Here is a 17,447-nt window from a genome sequence, read left to right on the forward strand (position 1 = left end):
TCACTTCCCGCCGGGCGTGGGTGCGTTCGTGTCGCCGCCGGTTGCCTGCTCGCCGTTCATGTCCTCGATGAGGCGGGTGGCGATGGCGGCGAGTTTGCGTTCGTCGGCGTAGGCGAGCCGGGACGGCAGTTCGCTCAGCGGTACCCAGGCGACTTCGGTGACTTCGAGATCCTCGTCGGACAGTTCACCGCCCAGGAAGCGGAGGAGATAGTGATGAACGGTCTTGTGGACCCGGCGGCCTTCGGTGACGAACCAGTAGTCGATGCTTCCCAGCGACGCCAGCACGGTGCCGCGGATGCCGGTCTCCTCGGCGACTTCGCGCATGGCCGTCTGCTCGGCGGTTTCGCCCTGCTCGATGTGTCCTTTGGGCAGGGACCAGAGCAGGCGTCCGCGCCGGTCGGTGCGGCCGATCAAGGCTGCGCAGCGGGTGGCAGGCGGGCCGTCGAGGCCGTCGACCACCAGGCCTCCGGCAGAGGTTTCTCGGACGGTCCGCAGCTTGGGTGCTTCGGTGTCGGCGCGTGCTTGACGCCGCCGCGGGTTGCGGCGGCTCCTGTTCGCACGTTCGGCAGCAGACACCCGATCCATACTAGTTGCCTCGGCGCCCCGCTCCGGCTTGCCGCACCGTGGCCGATGGCCGAGACGATCCGGTCGGTACTGCGCCAGTAGGCTCTTCCACCGTGGCCGATCAGTCCCTGTCTTCCGTTTCCCCCGAGCACGCCGATGCGCGCCGGGAAAGGTTGCTGGCTGCAGCTGCGGTGACGTTGCGTGAACTCGCGCCGGTATTGACCCCGCTGGGCGCGTTGTTCGCCGCCGCGGGCCACGAGCTGTACCTCGTCGGAGGGTCCGTTCGGGACGCGGTTCTCGGTCGTTTGGGAACCGATCTGGATTTCACCACCGACGCCAGGCCGGAGGTCGTTCAGACGCTGCTGTCCGGGTGGGCGGACCATCAGTGGGACACGGGCATCGCGTTCGGAACGATCAGTGCGGCCAAGGACGGCCAGCAGATCGAGATCACGACGTTCCGCACCGATTCGTACGACCAGGTCTCGCGCAACCCCGAGGTGCAATACGGCAGCAGCCTCGAAGAAGATCTCGTTCGACGCGATTTCACCGTCAACGCCATGGCCGTGCGGTTGGGTGCGGACGGCGTGCAGGAGTTCGTCGATCCGCTCGGCGGCATGGACGCGTTGCTCGAGGGCGTTCTCGATACCCCGTCGGCACCGGAAACGTCGTTCGGTGACGATCCGCTGCGGATGCTGCGCGCGGCTCGTTTCGTGTCGCAACTCGGCTTCTCGTTGTTGCCGCGGGTGCACAGCGCCATCGTCGACATGGCCGATCAGATCGACCGCATCACCGCCGAGCGCATTCAGGTGGAGCTGGACAAGCTGATTCTCGGTGCCCACCCGATCGAGGGCATCGACGTGATGTGCGAGACCGGTCTGGCTCAGCGCATCATTCCCGAGGTGCCGAACATGAAGCTCGAAATCGACGAGCATCATCAGCACAAGGACGTGTACTGGCATTCGTTGACGGTTCTGAAGCAGGCCATCGACCTCGAGGACGGCGACCCCGATCTCGTATTGCGTTGGGCCGCACTGCTGCACGACATCGGCAAGCCCGATACCAAACGTAACGAGCCCGGCGGCGGCGTCAGCTTTCACCACCACGAGGTCGTCGGGGCCAAGATGGTGCGAAAGCGTATGCGCGCGTTGAAGTACTCGAAGAAGATGATCGAGGACGTCTCGCATCTGGTGTTCCTGCATCTGCGATTCCACGGATACGGCAAGGGTCAGTGGACCGACTCGGCGGTGCGTCGCTACGCCACCGATGCCGGCGAGCTACTGCCCAAGTTGCACAAGCTGGTTCGAGCCGATTCGACCACCAGGAACAAGCGTCGAGCGGCTGCCCTGCAAGCCACCTACGACGATCTCGAAGAGCGCATCGCCCGCATCGCCGAGCAGGAGGACCTGGCGCGGGTTCGTCCCGACCTCGACGGCAACGCGATCATGGAGCTGCTCGGTATCCCCGCCGGTCCCGACGTGGGCAAGGCGTGGAAATACCTGAAGGAACTGCGCCTCGATCGAGGACCACTCTCACGTGAGGACGCCGAAGCTGCGCTGCTCGAGTGGTGGCCGACGCAGTAGCGCGTCCCGCGCACGTGCGCGGAACTTCGTAGCCCACTACGAGCTTCCACTCACGACGAGCGAAGCTCGGCCTTGACGAGATAGACGTTGTAGCTGTCCCACTCCGAGACGGTGAAGTACAGCTCGTTCGCCGTGGACCAGGGATGAATGAAGCCGCCGTAGGTCTTGGGGTACTCGGCGGTATCGATCAGGGTGCTCGGGGCGGTCCACTCACCCTGCGGTGAATTTGCTTCGCGCAGAACGATATCGCCGCGTAACGGATCCAGATACGTCATCCGCCAGAGGCCTCGGGCGCCGTCGTGCTGGACCGACAGTTCCCCGGCCATACCGTCGGCGATGGGGGTGGCCTCGTTCGATCCGACGGGAGCCCAGGTGCCGTTCACCCAGTACTGGTAGGCGGTCTTGTTCAGTACGTCCGCTTTCGGGACGCGTGCCAGGCCGACCTGTCCGGCGCGACCGTTGACGGTGCCGAACATGTACACGTACTCCCCCGCCGGGACCATCGTCGACACCTGGAACTTGGAGAACCCGAAGACGTTGTCCCACTTGGCATGCTCGTCCTTGACCCAGGTGGAACCGTTGTCGTCGGAATAGGCGATGCCGCCGTAGTTGGTCCACCACATGCCGGGGATCGTGCTCCACCGCCGGATGGACATGTACGACATGTACTGCCGGTCGTCGATCGCGAACCCGGACGTGGGGATGACGGTGGTCTCCCAATTCTTGATCTTGCGCGAGGGTAGTAATTCGGCTGCGTGACAGCGGGAATCCTGCACCATCGAGTCCAGGGTCATACCGTCGGACAGGTCGGTGTCGGTGCTGTGTCCCAGTACGTTCGACCGCCAATCGTCTCCGCCGACCACACCGAATTCCCAACCCTTGCCGAAGGAATCGCCGAAAACGACGGCGACCTCGCCCGGTTTGCTCTCCCACATGATGCCGAGGTCGGTGCCGTCGACCTGCCAGCGCTTGTCGGTGCGGTTCTCCGATCCCGGTCCGGTCAGCTGCGAGACCACCTCGACGTGTCCGAGGGCCGGTGCCACCGGCGGTACCGTCGTCGGCCCGGACTCCGCCGCGGTGACCGCGGGTGCCGGCGGCGGGGTTTTCGGAGTTCCACCGGGGCCGGGAATCGGGATGGGAATGGTCTCGGGTTGCGGGTCGATCTCGATGCGAGGGAACGGGAGATGGTCTGCGGAGCCGGTGGTGGGCGACTCCGTGGCGTCGGTGAGGTCGGGGCAGGGGTCCGCGCACGGGTCGGCCGACGGCTCGGCCTGGACACGGGTGTTGTTCGGCGGCGGGTCGGGCACCGGCACGAGTTCGATCGACGGATACGGCACGGGGATCACCACACGATCCGGCAACGGCGGCAGCTGCGGCGGATTTCCGGGCCCGACGGGCTCTGGTGGGTAGTCCTTGGGGTCGAATCCGGTTTCTCCACAGGAATTCACCGGCGGCGGCGGGGCCGCGTACGCGGGGGTGCGGAAAGAACGGCTGTACCTGCGGCAACCGCGATGATGCAGCCGAGCGACGTCGTGCGGCCATGCATGCGGTGCCCCCGTGTTGTCCGACGAAACCTAGCGGTCCGATACGGGAAGATACACCACGTCAGCGCGGTGCGCGCCTCGTGTTGAGTACCGCTGCGACGAAGCCGACGGCGTAGATTCCTGCTCCGACGAACACCAGCGCGTGCGCAGTGGGATCCTGGCTCAGCTCCGTGGCGTCGGGGCCGACGGCGAATGCGGCCGCGGCGAGGGCGCCGACGAACGCGACGTTGAACACGGTGTCCTGCAACGCGAAGACTCGTCCGCGATGCGCGTCGTCGATCTCGATCTGCATGGCCGCGTCCCCACTGAGTTTGACGGTCTGCCCGGCGATCCCGAGGAGAAAAGCTCCGAGCAGCAGACTGGTCTGGGTGAGGCCGGAGACGGCACCCACCTGAGCGGCGATGGCCAGGACGAGGGCCGTGGCGATGGTGCGAGTGCGGCCGAACCGCGGGACGGCGAACGGGGCGATGACGGCGGCGAGGAACATTCCGGTGGCCGTGGCTCCGACGGCAATGCCGAAGCCGGCGAGGCCGCCGGGCAGGGAACTCTGCGTGCTCTCCCGCAGCACCAGCACCATGATGAGGGTGTTGATGCCGAACACGATGCGGTGTGCCCCGATGCCGATCATCGCGGTGGTCACGCCCGGCGACCGCCACACCGCCAGGGCACCCGATTTCAGGCCGGCGGCAACGTCTTTCAGCGGGTTGCCGGGCGAATCGTCTGTATCGGGACCGAGAGACCGCGGCGCGAACCGTCCGGCCGCAACAGCACCGACCACCGAGCCGGTCGCGGCCAGCCCCACGGCGACACCCGAACCGAGATCCCCCGCTCCGACGGCACCGATCACTGCGACCGCCAGTCCCGCACCGGCCGCCGCGAAACCGGAGCCGACGGTGGCCAGTACCGAGTTCATCGGCACCAGCCACGATTGCCGCACCACATGCGGCAACGATGCCGACGCGCCCGCGAGGACGAACCGACTGAGCCCGACGGTGGCCAGAGCCAACAGCAGCAGCGGAGCGGCGTCGACCCCGGCACACAGCAGCCCGGCGGTAGCGGTGATGAGAGCGATGCGAACGATATTGGCCCACAACAGAACCGATCGACGATCCCAGCGGTCCAACAGCGCACCTGCGAACGGGCCCACCAACGAGTAGGGCACGAGCAGAACAGCGAAACCGGCGGCGATCTCGGCGGGGTTGGTGGCGCGTTCGGGATTGAACAGGATGGCACCGCTCAATGCGGCTTGGAACAATCCATCACCGAACTGGCCGGCGAAACGAACAGTGGTGAGCTTGCCGACGCCCGGGGACTCACGTAGGCGGGTACGAAAGGAGGCGTCGTTCACCGACGGGACTCTATCTCGCGTCGGTCACACCGATACGGCGGGCTTGTCTGCCTTCCACCACGCGATCGTGGCGGCTGTGCCGTCGGCGAGCGGGGTGGGCTCGAGGCCGAGAACGCGCTCGCTGTGGCTGGAATCGAGGATGTAGGGGTCGCGGAACTGGTACAGGGTGTCCCCCAGCTCTTTCATCGGACCGGAAACGAGCCCCAGTGCTCGCATGACCCAAGCCGGCACGACACCGATCTTCGGGGTCGGCAAGTGCGCTGCAGCGGAATACATCTCGATCATCTCCCGCTGAGTCACCGCGGGGGCGGTCGGTGCATGCAGGACGGTGTTCCACGTGGACGGTCGTGTGGCCGCGACGATCATCGCGGCTGCGAAATCCGGCACGTACGTGAAGGAATGGGGTAGGTTCGCGGCCCCGATCACCCTAATGGTCTTACCAGCGAGCACATTGGCGACCACACGTTCTCCCATGTGCGAGACGAGCACCCGTGGGCCGTAGAAGTCGGATGCCGCGATGCTGACGGTGGGGGTCGAGTGAGTGTCGCGTGCGGCCAGGAGTTCGGTGCGCACACCCAGCTTGCGGAACGTGGCATTTCTGGGCGAGTCCTCGCGAATGGGCCCGTCGACCCGGCCGTAGGCGTAGAGACTCTCGGGGAACACGACGACCGTGCCCGCGGCCGCGTCGAGCACACGTCGTTCCATCGCCTCGAGCTTGTCGCGCCACACCTTGTTCTCGTAGGCGGCGTGGGTGCAGTGATAGATGGCGGTTGCTCCGTCGACGTGCGCTCGGAGGTCGTCGGACTCGACGTCGACCGATCGCCGTTCGATGTTCGGATGCTGTGGCCCGCTGCCGGACCGAGTGAGGATCCGTACCGTATGTCCCTGCGCGGCAAGCTGTTCGGCGATCGTCCAGCCGACGGGTCCGGCACCGGTGACGACGTGAAGTTCTGACATGGCTACTCCGTTTCGGTAAACGAGAGCGGTGCTCTCTGATGTATCGAGTGTGCACCTTCGCTCGGAGAAAAGCAAGAGCAGTGCTCTTGGAAAAGAGCGGCAGTTACAGTAGCGAGCATGGCGAGCACTCCGCGTACCCGAGCCCGCGCCCAGACTCTGAGCGACATCACCCGCATCGGACGCGAGCACCTGGCCGCAGACGGTGCTGCGGCCCTGTCGCTACGCGCGGTCGCCCGAGATCTGGGCGTCGTCTCCTCGGCGGTCTATCGCTACGTCTCGAGCCGGGACGAACTACTGACGTTGCTCGTCGTCGACGCGTATTCCGAGCTGGGCGACGAGGTCGACGCGGCCGTCGACGCCGCGGACGGCCCTGCCGACCAATTCCGGGCGTTGAGCCGGGCGGTGCGTCGATGGGGACTGCGGGAGCCGGCTCGGTACGCGCTGCTCTTCGGCAGCCCCGTACCCGGCTACCACGCGCCCGCCGAACAGACCACCGGCCCGGGGACCCGGGTGATCACCACATTGGTCGCAGTCCTGCAGTCGGCCTGGGACATCCGTCGCCCGGACATCGAATCGGCACCCACCGAGTTGGCGTCGCTGCACGCAAGTTTCGAGGACATCCGCGCCCAGATGGACATGGAGCTGCCCGACGAGCTCATCGCATTGGGCGTGATGGTGTGGGCGTCACTGTTCGGCGCGATCAACTTCGACGTGTTCGATCAGTACGGCGCGACGACGTTTGCCGACCGGGACGCGTTGTTCGAGTTCCAGTTGGGGATTCTGACGAAGATTGCCGGGCTCGAGTAGGACCGAGGACTGGCCGTCGTGCTTGTGCCACATCCGGCGGTGTGCGGTGCCACAATGGCTGATGTGGCAGCGCATGCGGAGGAACCCGAGGATCGGACGGCGTCGGCACTGCACGATGTTCGTCCCGGCAGTCTGCTGGTGTCGTCCATCGAACTCGTGGAGCCCACGTTTCGGCGCACCGTCATCTACATCATCGAACACAACGACGCGGGCAGTCTCGGCGTCGTGATCAATCGCCCCAGTGAGACCGCGGTGCAGAACGTGCTGCCCGATTGGTCCGAGCTCGCCGCGAAGCCGCGGGCCCTGTACGTCGGTGGTCCGGTCAAGCGCGATTCGGCACTGTGTCTGGCCACGCTGCGCACCGGTGCGTCGATCGACGGGGTCGCCGGTCTGCGCCGAGTCGACGGCCGGGTGGTGATGGTCGATCTGGATTCCGACCCCGCCGACATCGCGCCGTACGTGGAGGGTGTGCGCATCTTCGCCGGGTACTCGGGGTGGACGTTCGGGCAGCTCGAAGGTGAACTGGACCGAGAAGACTGGATCGTGTTGTCGGCCTTGGCTTCCGATGTGATCGGTCCGCCGCGCGTCGACCTGTGGGCGCAGGTTCTGCGTCGTCAGCCGATGCCGTTGGCGCTGTTGGCATCCCACCCGATCGACGTCGAACGGAACTGAGAGCGGCTGCGCCGCACGTGCGCGAAAGTGCCTTCGGGTCGTTCCGCAGGCTCCACTCCCGCCTCGTAGCAGGGGTCGAGTTTCCACTCACGACCCAGGACGCAACCTAGTGCGAAAAAGCCCGCGCGGTCGAGTGTCCGCCCGATTTCAGACCGTCGATCACCTCGTCGATGGCGATGCACAGCATGCGGCCGAGGTCTGCGCTGAAGCCCTCGCGGACGACGATTCTGAGTACGGCGACGTCGGTGGCGTTGCCGGGCATCGTGTACGCCGGCACCTGCCAGCCGCGGGCACGCAGTTCGTGGGACACGTCGAACACGGTGAACTCGCAGTGCTCCTTCAGCATGAACGACAGGACCGGGATGGCCGATCCGTCGGTGATCACGTCGATGTCGGGATGTTGCGCGAGATGAGTGCTGACGCGAACTGCGGTGTCGCGCAGTGCTTTCATGATGTCGGTGTAGCCGGACCGGCCCAGGCGCAGAAAATTGTAGTACTGGCCGATGACCTGATTGCCCGGCCTCGAGAAGTTCAGCGTGAAGGTGGGCATGTCGCCGCCGAGGTAGTTCACGCGGAACACGAGATCCTCGGGCAAGTCTTCCTTGGTCCGCCAGATGGCGAATCCGATTCCCGGATAGGTCAATCCGTACTTGTGTCCGCTGGCGTTGATGGACTTGACCCGAGGCAGACGGAAGTCCCATTCGAGCTCCGGGTACAAGAACGGTACGACGAAACCACCGCTGGCCGCGTCGACGTGAACCGGTACGTCGGGTCCACCGCCGCCGGCGATCTCGTCGAGGACGGCGCAGATTTCCTGTACCGGTTCGAGTTCACCGGTGAACGTGGTGCCGAGAATCGCCACGACGCCGATGGTGTTCTCGTCCACCGCGTCCCGAACCTGTTCCGGGGTGATGACGTAGCGACCGCGCTCGACGGGCAGGTACTTGGGTTCGACGTCGAAGTAGCGACAGAATTTCTCCCACACCACCTGGACATTGCTGCCCAACACCAGGTTCGGGGTTCCTGTCCCGGCGCCCTTTGCCCGCCAGCGCCACTTGAGCGCCAACCCCGCCAGCATGACTGCTTCACTGGAGCCGATGGTGGACACGCCGGTGGCCGACGACGGGTCCTCGCGGTCGAGGCCGGGTGCGTGGAACAGGTCCGCGACGATGTTGACGCAGCGTTCTTCGATGGCCGCGGTGGACGGGTACTCGTCCTTGTCGATCATGTTCTTGTCGAACGTTTCCGCCATCAATTTCTCGGCCTGCGGATCCATCCAGGTGGTCACGAACGTCGCCAGGTTGAGGCGTGAGCTGCCGTCGAGCATCAGTTCGTCGTGGATGTAGCGGTAGGCGGCGTCGGGGTCGAGTTGATTCTCGGGGAGTCGCAGTGCGGGTACAGGATCGGTGGCGAGCCGGCCGGTGTAGGCGGCAGAGACGACGCCGTCCGTGTGCAGTTTCCTGGGCATTGTCTTCTCCGATTTCTCGACTGACACCAACCTAGTCCGCGACGACCGCCGCCGGGCTCGGTTCCAGTCGACGCGCGAAATGCTGAGCGATGACGGTGCACACCATCAGCTGGATCTGATGGAACAGCAACAGCGGCAGGACGATCAACCCGATGGGTTGGCCGACGAAAAGCACGGCGGCCATCGGCAGTCCGCTCGCCAAGCTCTTCTTGGATCCGCAGAACAGCAGCACCAGACGATCCTCGAGCGAGAAACCGAACCACTTGCCTGCGTACCAGGTGATCGTCAGAACGAGGGCGAGCAGCAGGATGCACACGGCGACGACGATGCCGATACGCCACAGGGCGACCGACGACCACACGTGTTGGTTCATCGACGCGCTGAAGGCGGAGAAGACGACCAGCAGAATCGATCCCCGGTCGACGAGCTTCGTCGACGCGCTGTGGCGGGTCAGCCAGCCCGTCACCCAGGGTCGGAGCAGCTGACCGACGGCGAACGGGAGCAGCAGCTGCGCAACGATGTCGAGGATCGAGCTGGGATCGATGCTCGCCGAACCCGTGGTGGTCATCAGCGCGAGCACCAGCAGCGGGGTGACGAACACGCCGAGGATGTTGGAGAACGACGCGCTCACCACGGCACCGGCCACGTTGCCTCGGGCGATGGAGGTGAAGGCGATCGAGGATTGGACGGTCGAGGGCACCAGGCAGAGGAACAGCACTCCGGTGTAGAGGTCCTCGCTGAGCAGACTCGGTTCGAGGACCCTCAGGGCCAGGCCGAGCGCGGGGAACAGCAGGTACGTCGACGCCAGGATCACCGAGTGCAAGCGCCAGTGTTTGACGCCTTCCCAGGCGTCACGTGGGGACAGTCGCGCGCCGTAGATGAGAAACAGCAACCCGATGGCGACGCGTGTCACCCAGCCGAGAACGTCCTCGGCGGTTCCCGACGCCGGGAAGATGCTCGCCAGCGCGGCGACCGCGAAGATGCTCAGCAGGAAGGGATCCAGGACGGTGTCCCGCAACGCTTTCACTCGGCCACTCAGTCCGCAGTGGTGGTGCGGGCACGGTCGGTGAGGGTGTTGAGCGTTCCCGCGATCGTGTCGGCGGCTGCGGTTCCGATGGTCAGTCGATCACCGTTGGCGAAGGTGACGAATGCCGCCGGCCCGGCTTCGGTGGCGACGGCGTAGTTGCCGCGGCCCTTCGCTCGCAGACCCCACCCGCCGAAGTCCTTGGCCGGGTTCACCGTCCGCACCGAGGCACCGGTGATCTCGGCGATGTCGTAGTCGAATGCCGCCATTCCCAGGCTCGAGACGTAGAGGCCGTCACTGTCGATGTGCACGGTGAATCGCAGCAGGGACAGGATCAGGATGGTCAGCGGAACGAACAGAAAGATCGGCCACGGCGAATTCGAGAGGTAGCACGTCACGCCGGCTCCGGCCGCAGACAGCGCGATCACCGTGACTGCGGCGACGCGGCTCGCTCCGACGGGAACCACCAGCGGCAGTTCGAGGCCGCACCGAGGTAGGTCGGTGTGCAGGGGTGCGGTGGCGACGACGCGTTCGCGGTGATCCCGCAGGCGCGTCGCTCCGAACAGTCCGATGGCGAACCCGGCAACGGTACCGACGGCGATGGCCCAGCCGGGAATGGTGACGCTCTGCTCGGTGGGTAGGTCGAGTTCGCGTGCGAGGGTCGCGATCTCCAGCACTCCGATCGTCCCGACGACGGTGAGCCCGATGATCAGCATCGTCCGACGCATGATCAGCAGCACTCGGGCCAGGGCGGCCACCGCGCTCACACCGCCGCCGACCAACACGATGACGATGGCGACGGTCCAGGCGTTGGCGAGCGGATTGGAGAAGTCGTCCGGCTGGGTTCCGCTGAAGTGAGTCGCCACCTGGTCCGGCAGGCGACCTTCCCACAGATAGGCCAGGACGAGGCAGAGAGCGGCAACCGCGAGCGGGAGGACGACGCCGAAGACGACTCCGGCCGGATCGAAGGTGCGCAGACTCTTCTGTTTCATGCGCTCAGCTCGGCTGGCAGGCGTCCTTGAGGCTGCACGAGATGCACGATTGTCCGCATCCGTCGGCCTCGGCGGGTGCCGGCACTGCCGCGGCTGCGCGGGCACCGATGGATCCGCCGGCTGCGGCGATGAACAGCGCTGCAGCGAGGGCAACGACCACTCCGACGACCGCTGCGATGCCGCTCAGTGCGAGTGCGGCTACGCCGCCGATGGCCAGTACCAGCGCAGATGCGGCTGTGGTCGGGCCGGCGACACGGTTCGCGAGGACGAACGTCTCGTCGTCGCGCATTGCCTCGGGGGTACGGACACCGGCGAATCGATTGCGCGGGAGCCGGCCGAGCAGCGACAGGGCAGCGACAGCCCCGACGACGAGGGCGAGCACGAACAACACAACCGAGACGATGACCACCTGGCCAGGATACGGCGCAGCGAGGTCCTGGTACCAGGCGGGCCGCGTCACACTTTAGGCTGGTAGGTGTGACCGATTCCGTTGAAGCATCCACCGAGTCCGTTCCCGAGTACCGCTACACAGCCGAACTCGCCGGGCTCATCGAGGAGCAGTGGCAGGACCTGTGGGAATCGCAGGGCACCTTCGACGCGCCCAACCCGGTCGGAGCGCTCGCCGGAGACGTCCCCAAGGACAAGCTCTTCGTCCAGGACATGTTCCCGTATCCGTCGGGCAGCGGCCTGCATGTCGGGCACCCCTTGGGCTACATCGCCACCGATGTCTTCGCGCGGTACCACCGCATGCAGGGACGCAACGTACTGCACGCACTGGGCTACGACGCCTTCGGACTGCCCGCCGAGCAGTACGCCGTGCAGACGGGTACGCATCCGCGCAGCACCACCGAGGACAACATCGTCAACATGCGACGCCAGTTGCGTCGCCTGGGTCTCGGGCACGATCGTCGACGGTCCCTGGCGACGACGGATGTCGACTTCTACCACTGGACGCAGTGGATCTTTCTGCAGATCTTCAATGCCTGGTTCGACGACGAGCTCGGCAAGGCGCGCCCCATCTCGGAGCTGGAGGCGGAATTCGCCTCGGGTGAGCGGACCTTGGACGACGGCCGCTCCTGGGAGTCGCTGACCGTCGGTGAACGCCGCGAGGTGATCGACGGCTTCCGTTTGGTGTACGAGTCCAACTCGATGGTCAACTGGTGCCCTGGCCTGGGTACCGTGCTGGCCAACGAGGAGGTCACCGCCGACGGACGTAGCGATCGCGGCAACTTCCCGGTCTTCCGAAAGAACCTGCGCCAGTGGATGATGCGCATCACTGCGTACTCCGATCGGCTGGTCGACGACCTCGAATACCTGGATTGGCCCGAGAAGGTCAAGACCATGCAGCGCAACTGGATCGGACGCTCTCGCGGAGCGCAGGTCTCGTTCTCCGGGATCGAGGTGTTCACCACCCGTCCGGACACACTGTTCGGTGCCACCTACGTCGTGCTCGCGCCCGAGCACGATCTGGTCGACGGCATGGTGGCCGAGCAGTGGCCGGCCGGAATTTCGGACAAGTGGACCGGCGGCGCCGCGACACCGGCCGAAGCCGTTGCCGCATACCGCGCGTCGATCGCCGCGAAGTCCGATCTCGAGCGGCAGGAGAACAAGGAGAAGACCGGCGTCTTCATCGGTGCGTACGCCGAGAACCCGGTCAACGGTGAGCAGGTGCCGGTGTTCATCGCCGACTACGTGCTGACCGGTTACGGCACCGGCGCCATCATGGCCGTTCCAGGCCACGACGCACGTGACTGGGAGTTCGCGACGGCATTCGATCTGCCTGTGCGCGAAGTTATCTCCGGTGGCGACGTCACTGAGGCCGCCTACGTCGGCGACGGTGCGCTGGTGAACTCCGGCTTCCTCGACGGCCTGCCGGTCGACGAGGCCAAAGCCGCCGTCATTGCACGCCTGGAATCAGAAGGCAAGGGCCGCGGCACCATTCAGTACAAGCTGCGCGACTGGCTGTTCGCGCGCCAGCGCTACTGGGGCGAGCCGTTCCCGATCGTCTGGGATTCCGAAGGCAACCCGCACGGACTGCCCGATTCTGCTCTGCCGGTCGAACTTCCCGAGATCGAGAACTACGCGCCGGTCTCGTTCGATCCTGACGACGCCAGCTCCGAGCCGTCCCCACCGCTGGCCAAGGCCGACGAGTGGGTCAACGTCGAACTCGATCTGGGCGACGGACTGCAGACCTACACCCGCGACACCAACGTGATGCCGCAGTGGGCCGGCAGCTCTTGGTACCAGCTGCGCTACGTCGACCCCACCAACTCCGAGGCCTTCGCAGACCCGGAGAACGAAAAGTACTGGGTGGGGCCGCGTCCCGAAATCCACGGACCCAACGATCCGGGCGGAGTGGATCTCTACGTCGGTGGCGTCGAGCATGCGGTGTTGCACCTGCTGTACTCGCGCTTCTGGCACAAGGTGCTGTTCGATCTGGGTCACGTCAGCTCCAGCGAGCCCTACCGACGCCTGTACAACCAGGGCTACATCCAGGCCTACGCGTACACCGATTCCCGCGGGGTCTACGTACCTGCAGCCGAGGTCGTCGAACGCGACGGCGGCTACTTCTACCAGGACCAGCCCGTCAACCGTGAGTACGGCAAAATGGGTAAGTCGCTGAAGAACTCGGTCTCGCCCGACGAGATCTTCGCCGAGTACGGTGCCGACACCCTGCGTGTCTACGAGATGTCGATGGGTCCGCTGGACACCTCACGCCCGTGGGCGACGAAGGACGTCGTCGGCGCGCAGCGCTTCCTGCAGCGCGTGTGGCGACTGGTGCTCGACGAGGTGACCGGCGAGGTTCGCGTCACCGACGCCAAGCCCACCGAGGACACCCTGCGAGTGCTCAACCGGGTGATCGACGGTGTGCACGCGGATTACGCTGCGCTGCGCGACAATACGGCCGGTGCCAAGTTGATCGAGCTGACCAACCACATCACCAAGGCGTACCCGGACGGTGCTCCACGCGGTGTGGTGGAGCCGCTGATCCTGATGCTCGCTCCCCTGGCGCCGCACCTCGCCGAGGACCTGTGGGGCAGGCTCGGACACGAGAAGTCGTTGGCGCACGGGCCATTCCCGCGCGTGGAGAAGAAGTGGTTGGTCGCCGATACCGTCGACTACCCCATCCAGGTCAACGGCAAAGTCCGCAGCCGCATCACGGTCTCTGCCGATGCGACGAAGGACGACGTCGAGAAGACGGCATTGGACGACGAGAAAATCGTGGCCCTGCTGGACGGGAAGGCCCCGACCAAGATCATCGTGATCCCTGGTCGCATGGTGAACATCGTTCTGAAGTAACCCCCGCCTCCGCCGAACTCGAAGTTATGGATAAAAATGTTGCGATTTCCGTCCATAACTTCGAGCTCGCGGGGGTTTAATTTGTTGCATGTCACTGGCTGGTAGAGGGTTTGCGTTGAGGCTGATCGCCTCCGTCGTACTGCTTCTCGGGTCCGTAACTCTGGTGAGTGTCCCTGTCGCACAAGCAGATCCGGGACCCGGCTCACCGATTCCTGCCGACGATCCGTTCTACGATTGGGACGGCGGCCTGGACGTCTCCCCGGGAACGGTGCTGCGGTCGAGGTCCATGACGTTCCGTACCCCCACCCAGCCGACGCCGATCACAGGCAGCCAGGTGCTCTACAGGACTACCGACCAGCAGGGCGACGGCGTCGTCACGGTCGCCACAGTGCTGCGGCCCTTGATCCCCGGGCCGACGCGGATCGTCTCGTACCACATGGCGTACGACGCCCTCGGCTCGCAATGCAATCCCTCGTACACCCTCAGCGGCGGGTCCACGAGTCCCATTGCCGGCGCGGAACAGGCGGTCATTGCCGGTTACCTTGCAGCCGGCTACACCGTCGTCGTGCCGGATTACGAGGGCGAGGAGCTCGAATGGACGATCGGTCGGCAGTCGGGCTACGCCGCTCTGGACGGCATTCGTGCCGCGCAGTCCCTCCTGCAGCTTCCGTCCAGCACGCCCGTCGGCATGGTCGGGTACTCCGGCGGATCCGTCCCGACGCAGTGGGGTGCCGAAGTTGCCCCCGAATACGCGCCCGAGCTCAATCTGGTCGGCGCGGCGGCCGGCGGGCTGCCCGTCGACCTGGCTCACAACCTTCCGTACGTCAGCGGTAACAGAGAGTGGGCGGGTGTCATCCCGGCACTGATCGTCGCCTACGAGCGTGCGTACGGACTCGACCTGAACAGTTTCATCTCCGACTACGGCTTCGAGGTGATCGACCAGGTCGATCAGGAATGCATCGCCCAGTTCGCCGACGACTACCCGACACTCACCGACGCCTCGATGGTCAAGGCCCCGTACACCTCCCTGCTGGATGTACCCGAGGTGGTGGCGGCGATCGACGACAACATCATGGGCAGCCAGGGCACCCCGCGGACGCCGATGTTTCTGGCCGTCGGTCACGCCGATCCGATCGGCGACACCGTCATGATCACCGGCGACGTGCAGGGACTGGCGTACGGCTACTGCGGCCGGGGCGTCGATGTGCAGTACGCGCAGTACGACGGCCTGACGCACAGCGACGCCTTCCCGGTATTCGAGGCGCAGAGCCTGCAGTTCCTGACCGAACGGTTCAACGGTGGGCCGACGCGCAGCAACTGTGTGACTATCCCGCCCGGCAATGCTCTGACACCGACTTCGTAGTTCTCTCAGATGGCCCCGAGATCGGCGGACAGCCAGTGTTCGGGGCGCAGGTAGAACACCACGTTCTCCTCTTGCTCTCGGTTGGCCATCTCGAGGTAGCCGTCGACCTTCTCCGGGGGCAGGTAACGGGCTGCCATGGCGCGCAGCAGCTCCGGGGTGCTCGGCTCCTCTCGCGCCACGGGGCCCTCGACGCTGACGTAGCGGATCGTCGGATCGGACTGCTCGATCATCAGGGTAAATCGCCCTGCAGTCCTGATCAATTGGGCCTTCTTGGACGTGGCACCGGTCAACACCCAGGCTTCACCGCCGGGGGTGTAGTCGTACCAGATCGGTACCGTCAGCGGGCCACGGCCCGCCCCGGCCGCTACCGAGAGGGCGGCGATATGCGATTCGGCCAGATACTCTTCGCGTTCTGTCTTCGACAGTGCCATGAATCAACCGTAAGACTTCCCCGGGCGAAGTTCCAGACCTGATTCGACGCCCAATGTGGCCTGATCCTGGTCCGCCGTGGACAGTGGAGGGATGCCGATCGACGAGCCGAAGATTGCGGGTAGCCCCGTGGGTCGCCGAGTCGTGCTCGGCCTGGTGGCGGCCGGGGTCGCGGGCATCGTCGGTGGGGGCGCGGTCCAGAAGGGTCTCGCGTCGGTACTCGGGCCGATCGGTAACCACGATCCGACGGGACTGATCGGACTGATTCCCGTGGGCGACAACTTTCGCTTCTATTCGGTGACGCAGGGCGCGCCGCGCAAGGACGAGAACTCCTATGCCCTGACGGTGGGCGGTTCCGTCGACACGCCGCGTACGTTCACTCTGCAGGACCTCCGCTCGATGCCGCAGACGTCGTTGGTACGTGACTTCCAGTGCGTGACGGGATGGCGGGTACCCGAAGTTGCCTGGAGCGGAGTGCGATTGGCGGATGTCCTCGATGCCGTCGCACCCACCGCGTCGGCGACGTCGGTGCGGTTCACCTCGTTCGACGGCACGTATACCGAGAGCCTGACGCTCGAGCAGGCCCGTCGCGACGACGTGCTGGTTGCGTTGACCATGCTCGACGGCCCCGTCACCCACGATCACGGAGGTCCGGTGCGGCTGTTCGTCGCTTCGATGTACGGCTACAAGAGCATCAAGTGGCTCGGCGGAATCGAGCTGACGGACAACGTGGTTCCCGGATATTGGGAGAAACGCGGATACGACATCGACGCATACGTCGGCGAATCGAACGGGCGTCGCGATGACCCCACGAGCTGACGACCGCGCACGGTTCGACCGAGTCGAGCGGTACGTGCACTGGGCAGTCGGGGTCTTGGTGATCGTCTGCATGGTGACCGCGGCGATTCTGTACATCGGGTCGCTCGCGGTGCTGGTCGGCAATCGCCCGGTGGTGGAGTTCGTGCACGTGTGGTCGGGCTTTCTGTTGCCGATTCCGTTGATCCTCGGTGCGGTCTCACGCAGCTATCGCACGGACCTCGGCCGTCTCAACAGATTCGTCGCCGACGATTGGAAGTGGTTGCGCTCCAAAGCACGTCGACTCGGGGCGGTGGGGGTCGGGAAATTCAACGCCGGCCAGAAGCTGAACGGTGCGCTGAGCGGCGGGTCGATTCTGGTGCTCCTGCTCACCGGTGCCGTGATGTATTTCCAGAACTGGAGTCCGTTGGACTGGCGCATCGGCGCGACATTCGTACACGACTGGTTCGCCCTGGGATTCGGGCTACTCGTCGTCGGACACATCACCTATGCCTGGCGTGACCCGGAAGCAATGCGCGGAATGACACAGGGTGCCGTGACCAGCGAGTGGGCAGAGCACGAGCATCCGGAGTGGTGACAACAG

At 65.4% G+C, this 17,447-nt stretch carries 15 protein-coding genes and 1 pseudogene; 7 read left to right on the plus strand and 9 right to left on the minus strand.

The window, feature by feature from the left end:
• Window positions 1-576, minus strand: a complete 576-nt coding sequence (locus tag CH281_RS04135; protein WP_027495017.1) for an NUDIX hydrolase — start codon at window positions 574-576, stop codon at window positions 1-3.
• A 101-nt stretch (window positions 577-677) separates the two neighbouring features.
• Here CH281_RS04135 and CH281_RS04140 point away from each other — a divergent pair, with 101 nt between their 5' ends.
• A complete protein-coding gene (locus tag CH281_RS04140; protein WP_032371394.1) occupies window positions 678-2,144 on the plus strand; it encodes a CCA tRNA nucleotidyltransferase in 1,467 nt (488 codons plus the stop codon).
• Between the two features lie 50 nt (window positions 2,145-2,194).
• On the opposite strand, the pseudogene CH281_RS04145 reads toward CH281_RS04140, so the two are convergent.
• The 3 genes and pseudogenes from CH281_RS04145 to CH281_RS04155 all read right to left on the minus strand — a co-directional run bounded on the left by CH281_RS04145 (window position 2,195) and on the right by CH281_RS04155 (window position 5,993).
• A pseudogene (locus CH281_RS04145) lies at window positions 2,195-3,690 on the minus strand (DUF4185 domain-containing protein).
• A 59-nt stretch (window positions 3,691-3,749) separates the two neighbouring features.
• Entirely contained in the window at window positions 3,750-5,036 is a 1,287-nt protein-coding gene (locus CH281_RS04150; protein WP_094693051.1) for an MFS transporter, read from the minus strand.
• Window positions 5,037-5,060: 24 nt separating this feature from the next.
• Complete coding sequence (locus CH281_RS04155; RefSeq protein ID WP_094693053.1) at window positions 5,061-5,993, minus strand: NAD-dependent epimerase/dehydratase family protein; 933 nt, start codon at window positions 5,991-5,993, stop codon at window positions 5,061-5,063.
• Window positions 5,994-6,110: 117 nt separating this feature from the next.
• Here CH281_RS04155 and CH281_RS04160 point away from each other — a divergent pair, with 117 nt between their 5' ends.
• Together CH281_RS04160 and CH281_RS04165 are read left to right on the plus strand one after the other, a co-directional pair.
• Complete coding sequence (locus tag CH281_RS04160) at window positions 6,111-6,800, plus strand: TetR/AcrR family transcriptional regulator (RefSeq protein ID WP_094693055.1); 690 nt, start codon at window positions 6,111-6,113, stop codon at window positions 6,798-6,800.
• A gap of 54 nt (window positions 6,801-6,854) precedes the next feature.
• Window positions 6,855-7,472: a YqgE/AlgH family protein gene (locus CH281_RS04165; protein ID WP_032371389.1), complete on the plus strand. Its 618-nt coding sequence runs from the start codon at window positions 6,855-6,857 to the stop codon at window positions 7,470-7,472.
• A 106-nt stretch (window positions 7,473-7,578) separates the two neighbouring features.
• Here the strand turns inward: CH281_RS04165 and CH281_RS04170 are convergent, their stop codons facing one another.
• Genes CH281_RS04170 through CH281_RS04185 form a run of 4 tightly spaced genes read right to left on the minus strand, consistent with a single transcriptional unit; the run spans window position 7,579 to window position 11,365 of the window.
• On the minus strand, window positions 7,579-8,940 hold the full coding sequence (locus CH281_RS04170) for a glutamate decarboxylase (RefSeq protein WP_094693057.1): 1,362 nt from the start codon (window positions 8,938-8,940) through the stop codon (window positions 7,579-7,581).
• Window positions 8,941-8,971: 31 nt separating this feature from the next.
• On the minus strand, window positions 8,972-9,967 hold the full coding sequence (locus CH281_RS04175) for a bile acid:sodium symporter family protein (RefSeq protein ID WP_094693059.1): 996 nt from the start codon (window positions 9,965-9,967) through the stop codon (window positions 8,972-8,974).
• Between the two features lie 8 nt (window positions 9,968-9,975).
• Window positions 9,976-10,956 carry a DUF1648 domain-containing protein gene (locus tag CH281_RS04180; RefSeq protein WP_032385234.1) on the minus strand — a complete coding sequence of 327 codons (981 nt, stop codon included), beginning with the start codon at window positions 10,954-10,956 and terminating at the stop codon, window positions 9,976-9,978.
• Window positions 10,957-10,960: 4 nt separating this feature from the next.
• Window positions 10,961-11,365 carry an SdpI family protein gene (locus CH281_RS04185; RefSeq protein ID WP_027495026.1) on the minus strand — a complete coding sequence of 135 codons (405 nt, stop codon included), beginning with the start codon at window positions 11,363-11,365 and terminating at the stop codon, window positions 10,961-10,963.
• A gap of 68 nt (window positions 11,366-11,433) precedes the next feature.
• Between CH281_RS04185 and leuS the strand changes: the two genes are divergently transcribed.
• Window positions 11,434-14,256, plus strand: a complete 2,823-nt coding sequence (gene leuS, locus CH281_RS04190) for a leucine--tRNA ligase (protein WP_094693061.1) — start codon at window positions 11,434-11,436, stop codon at window positions 14,254-14,256.
• 88 nt (window positions 14,257-14,344) lie between these two features.
• Window positions 14,345-15,619, plus strand: a complete 1,275-nt coding sequence (locus CH281_RS04195) for a lipase family protein (protein ID WP_094693063.1) — start codon at window positions 14,345-14,347, stop codon at window positions 15,617-15,619.
• Between the two features lie 5 nt (window positions 15,620-15,624).
• Here the strand turns inward: CH281_RS04195 and CH281_RS04200 are convergent, their stop codons facing one another.
• Window positions 15,625-16,050 carry a pyridoxamine 5'-phosphate oxidase family protein gene (locus tag CH281_RS04200; RefSeq protein WP_094693065.1) on the minus strand — a complete coding sequence of 142 codons (426 nt, stop codon included), beginning with the start codon at window positions 16,048-16,050 and terminating at the stop codon, window positions 15,625-15,627.
• Window positions 16,051-16,141: 91 nt separating this feature from the next.
• Between CH281_RS04200 and CH281_RS04205 the strand changes: the two genes are divergently transcribed.
• Window positions 16,142-16,867: a molybdopterin-dependent oxidoreductase gene (locus CH281_RS04205; RefSeq protein ID WP_094693119.1), complete on the plus strand. Its 726-nt coding sequence runs from the start codon at window positions 16,142-16,144 to the stop codon at window positions 16,865-16,867.
• Entirely contained in the window at window positions 16,851-17,441 is a 591-nt protein-coding gene (locus CH281_RS04210; protein WP_032392621.1) for a cytochrome b/b6 domain-containing protein, read from the plus strand. Before CH281_RS04205 ends, CH281_RS04210 begins: the two co-directional genes overlap by 17 nt.
• Window positions 17,442-17,447: the final 6 nt, after the last annotated feature.

The sequence above is a fragment of the Rhodococcus sp. 06-221-2 genome (assembly GCF_002258365.1).
In the GTDB taxonomy this organism is placed as follows: Bacteria; Actinomycetota; Actinomycetes; order Mycobacteriales; family Mycobacteriaceae; genus Rhodococcoides; species Rhodococcoides fascians.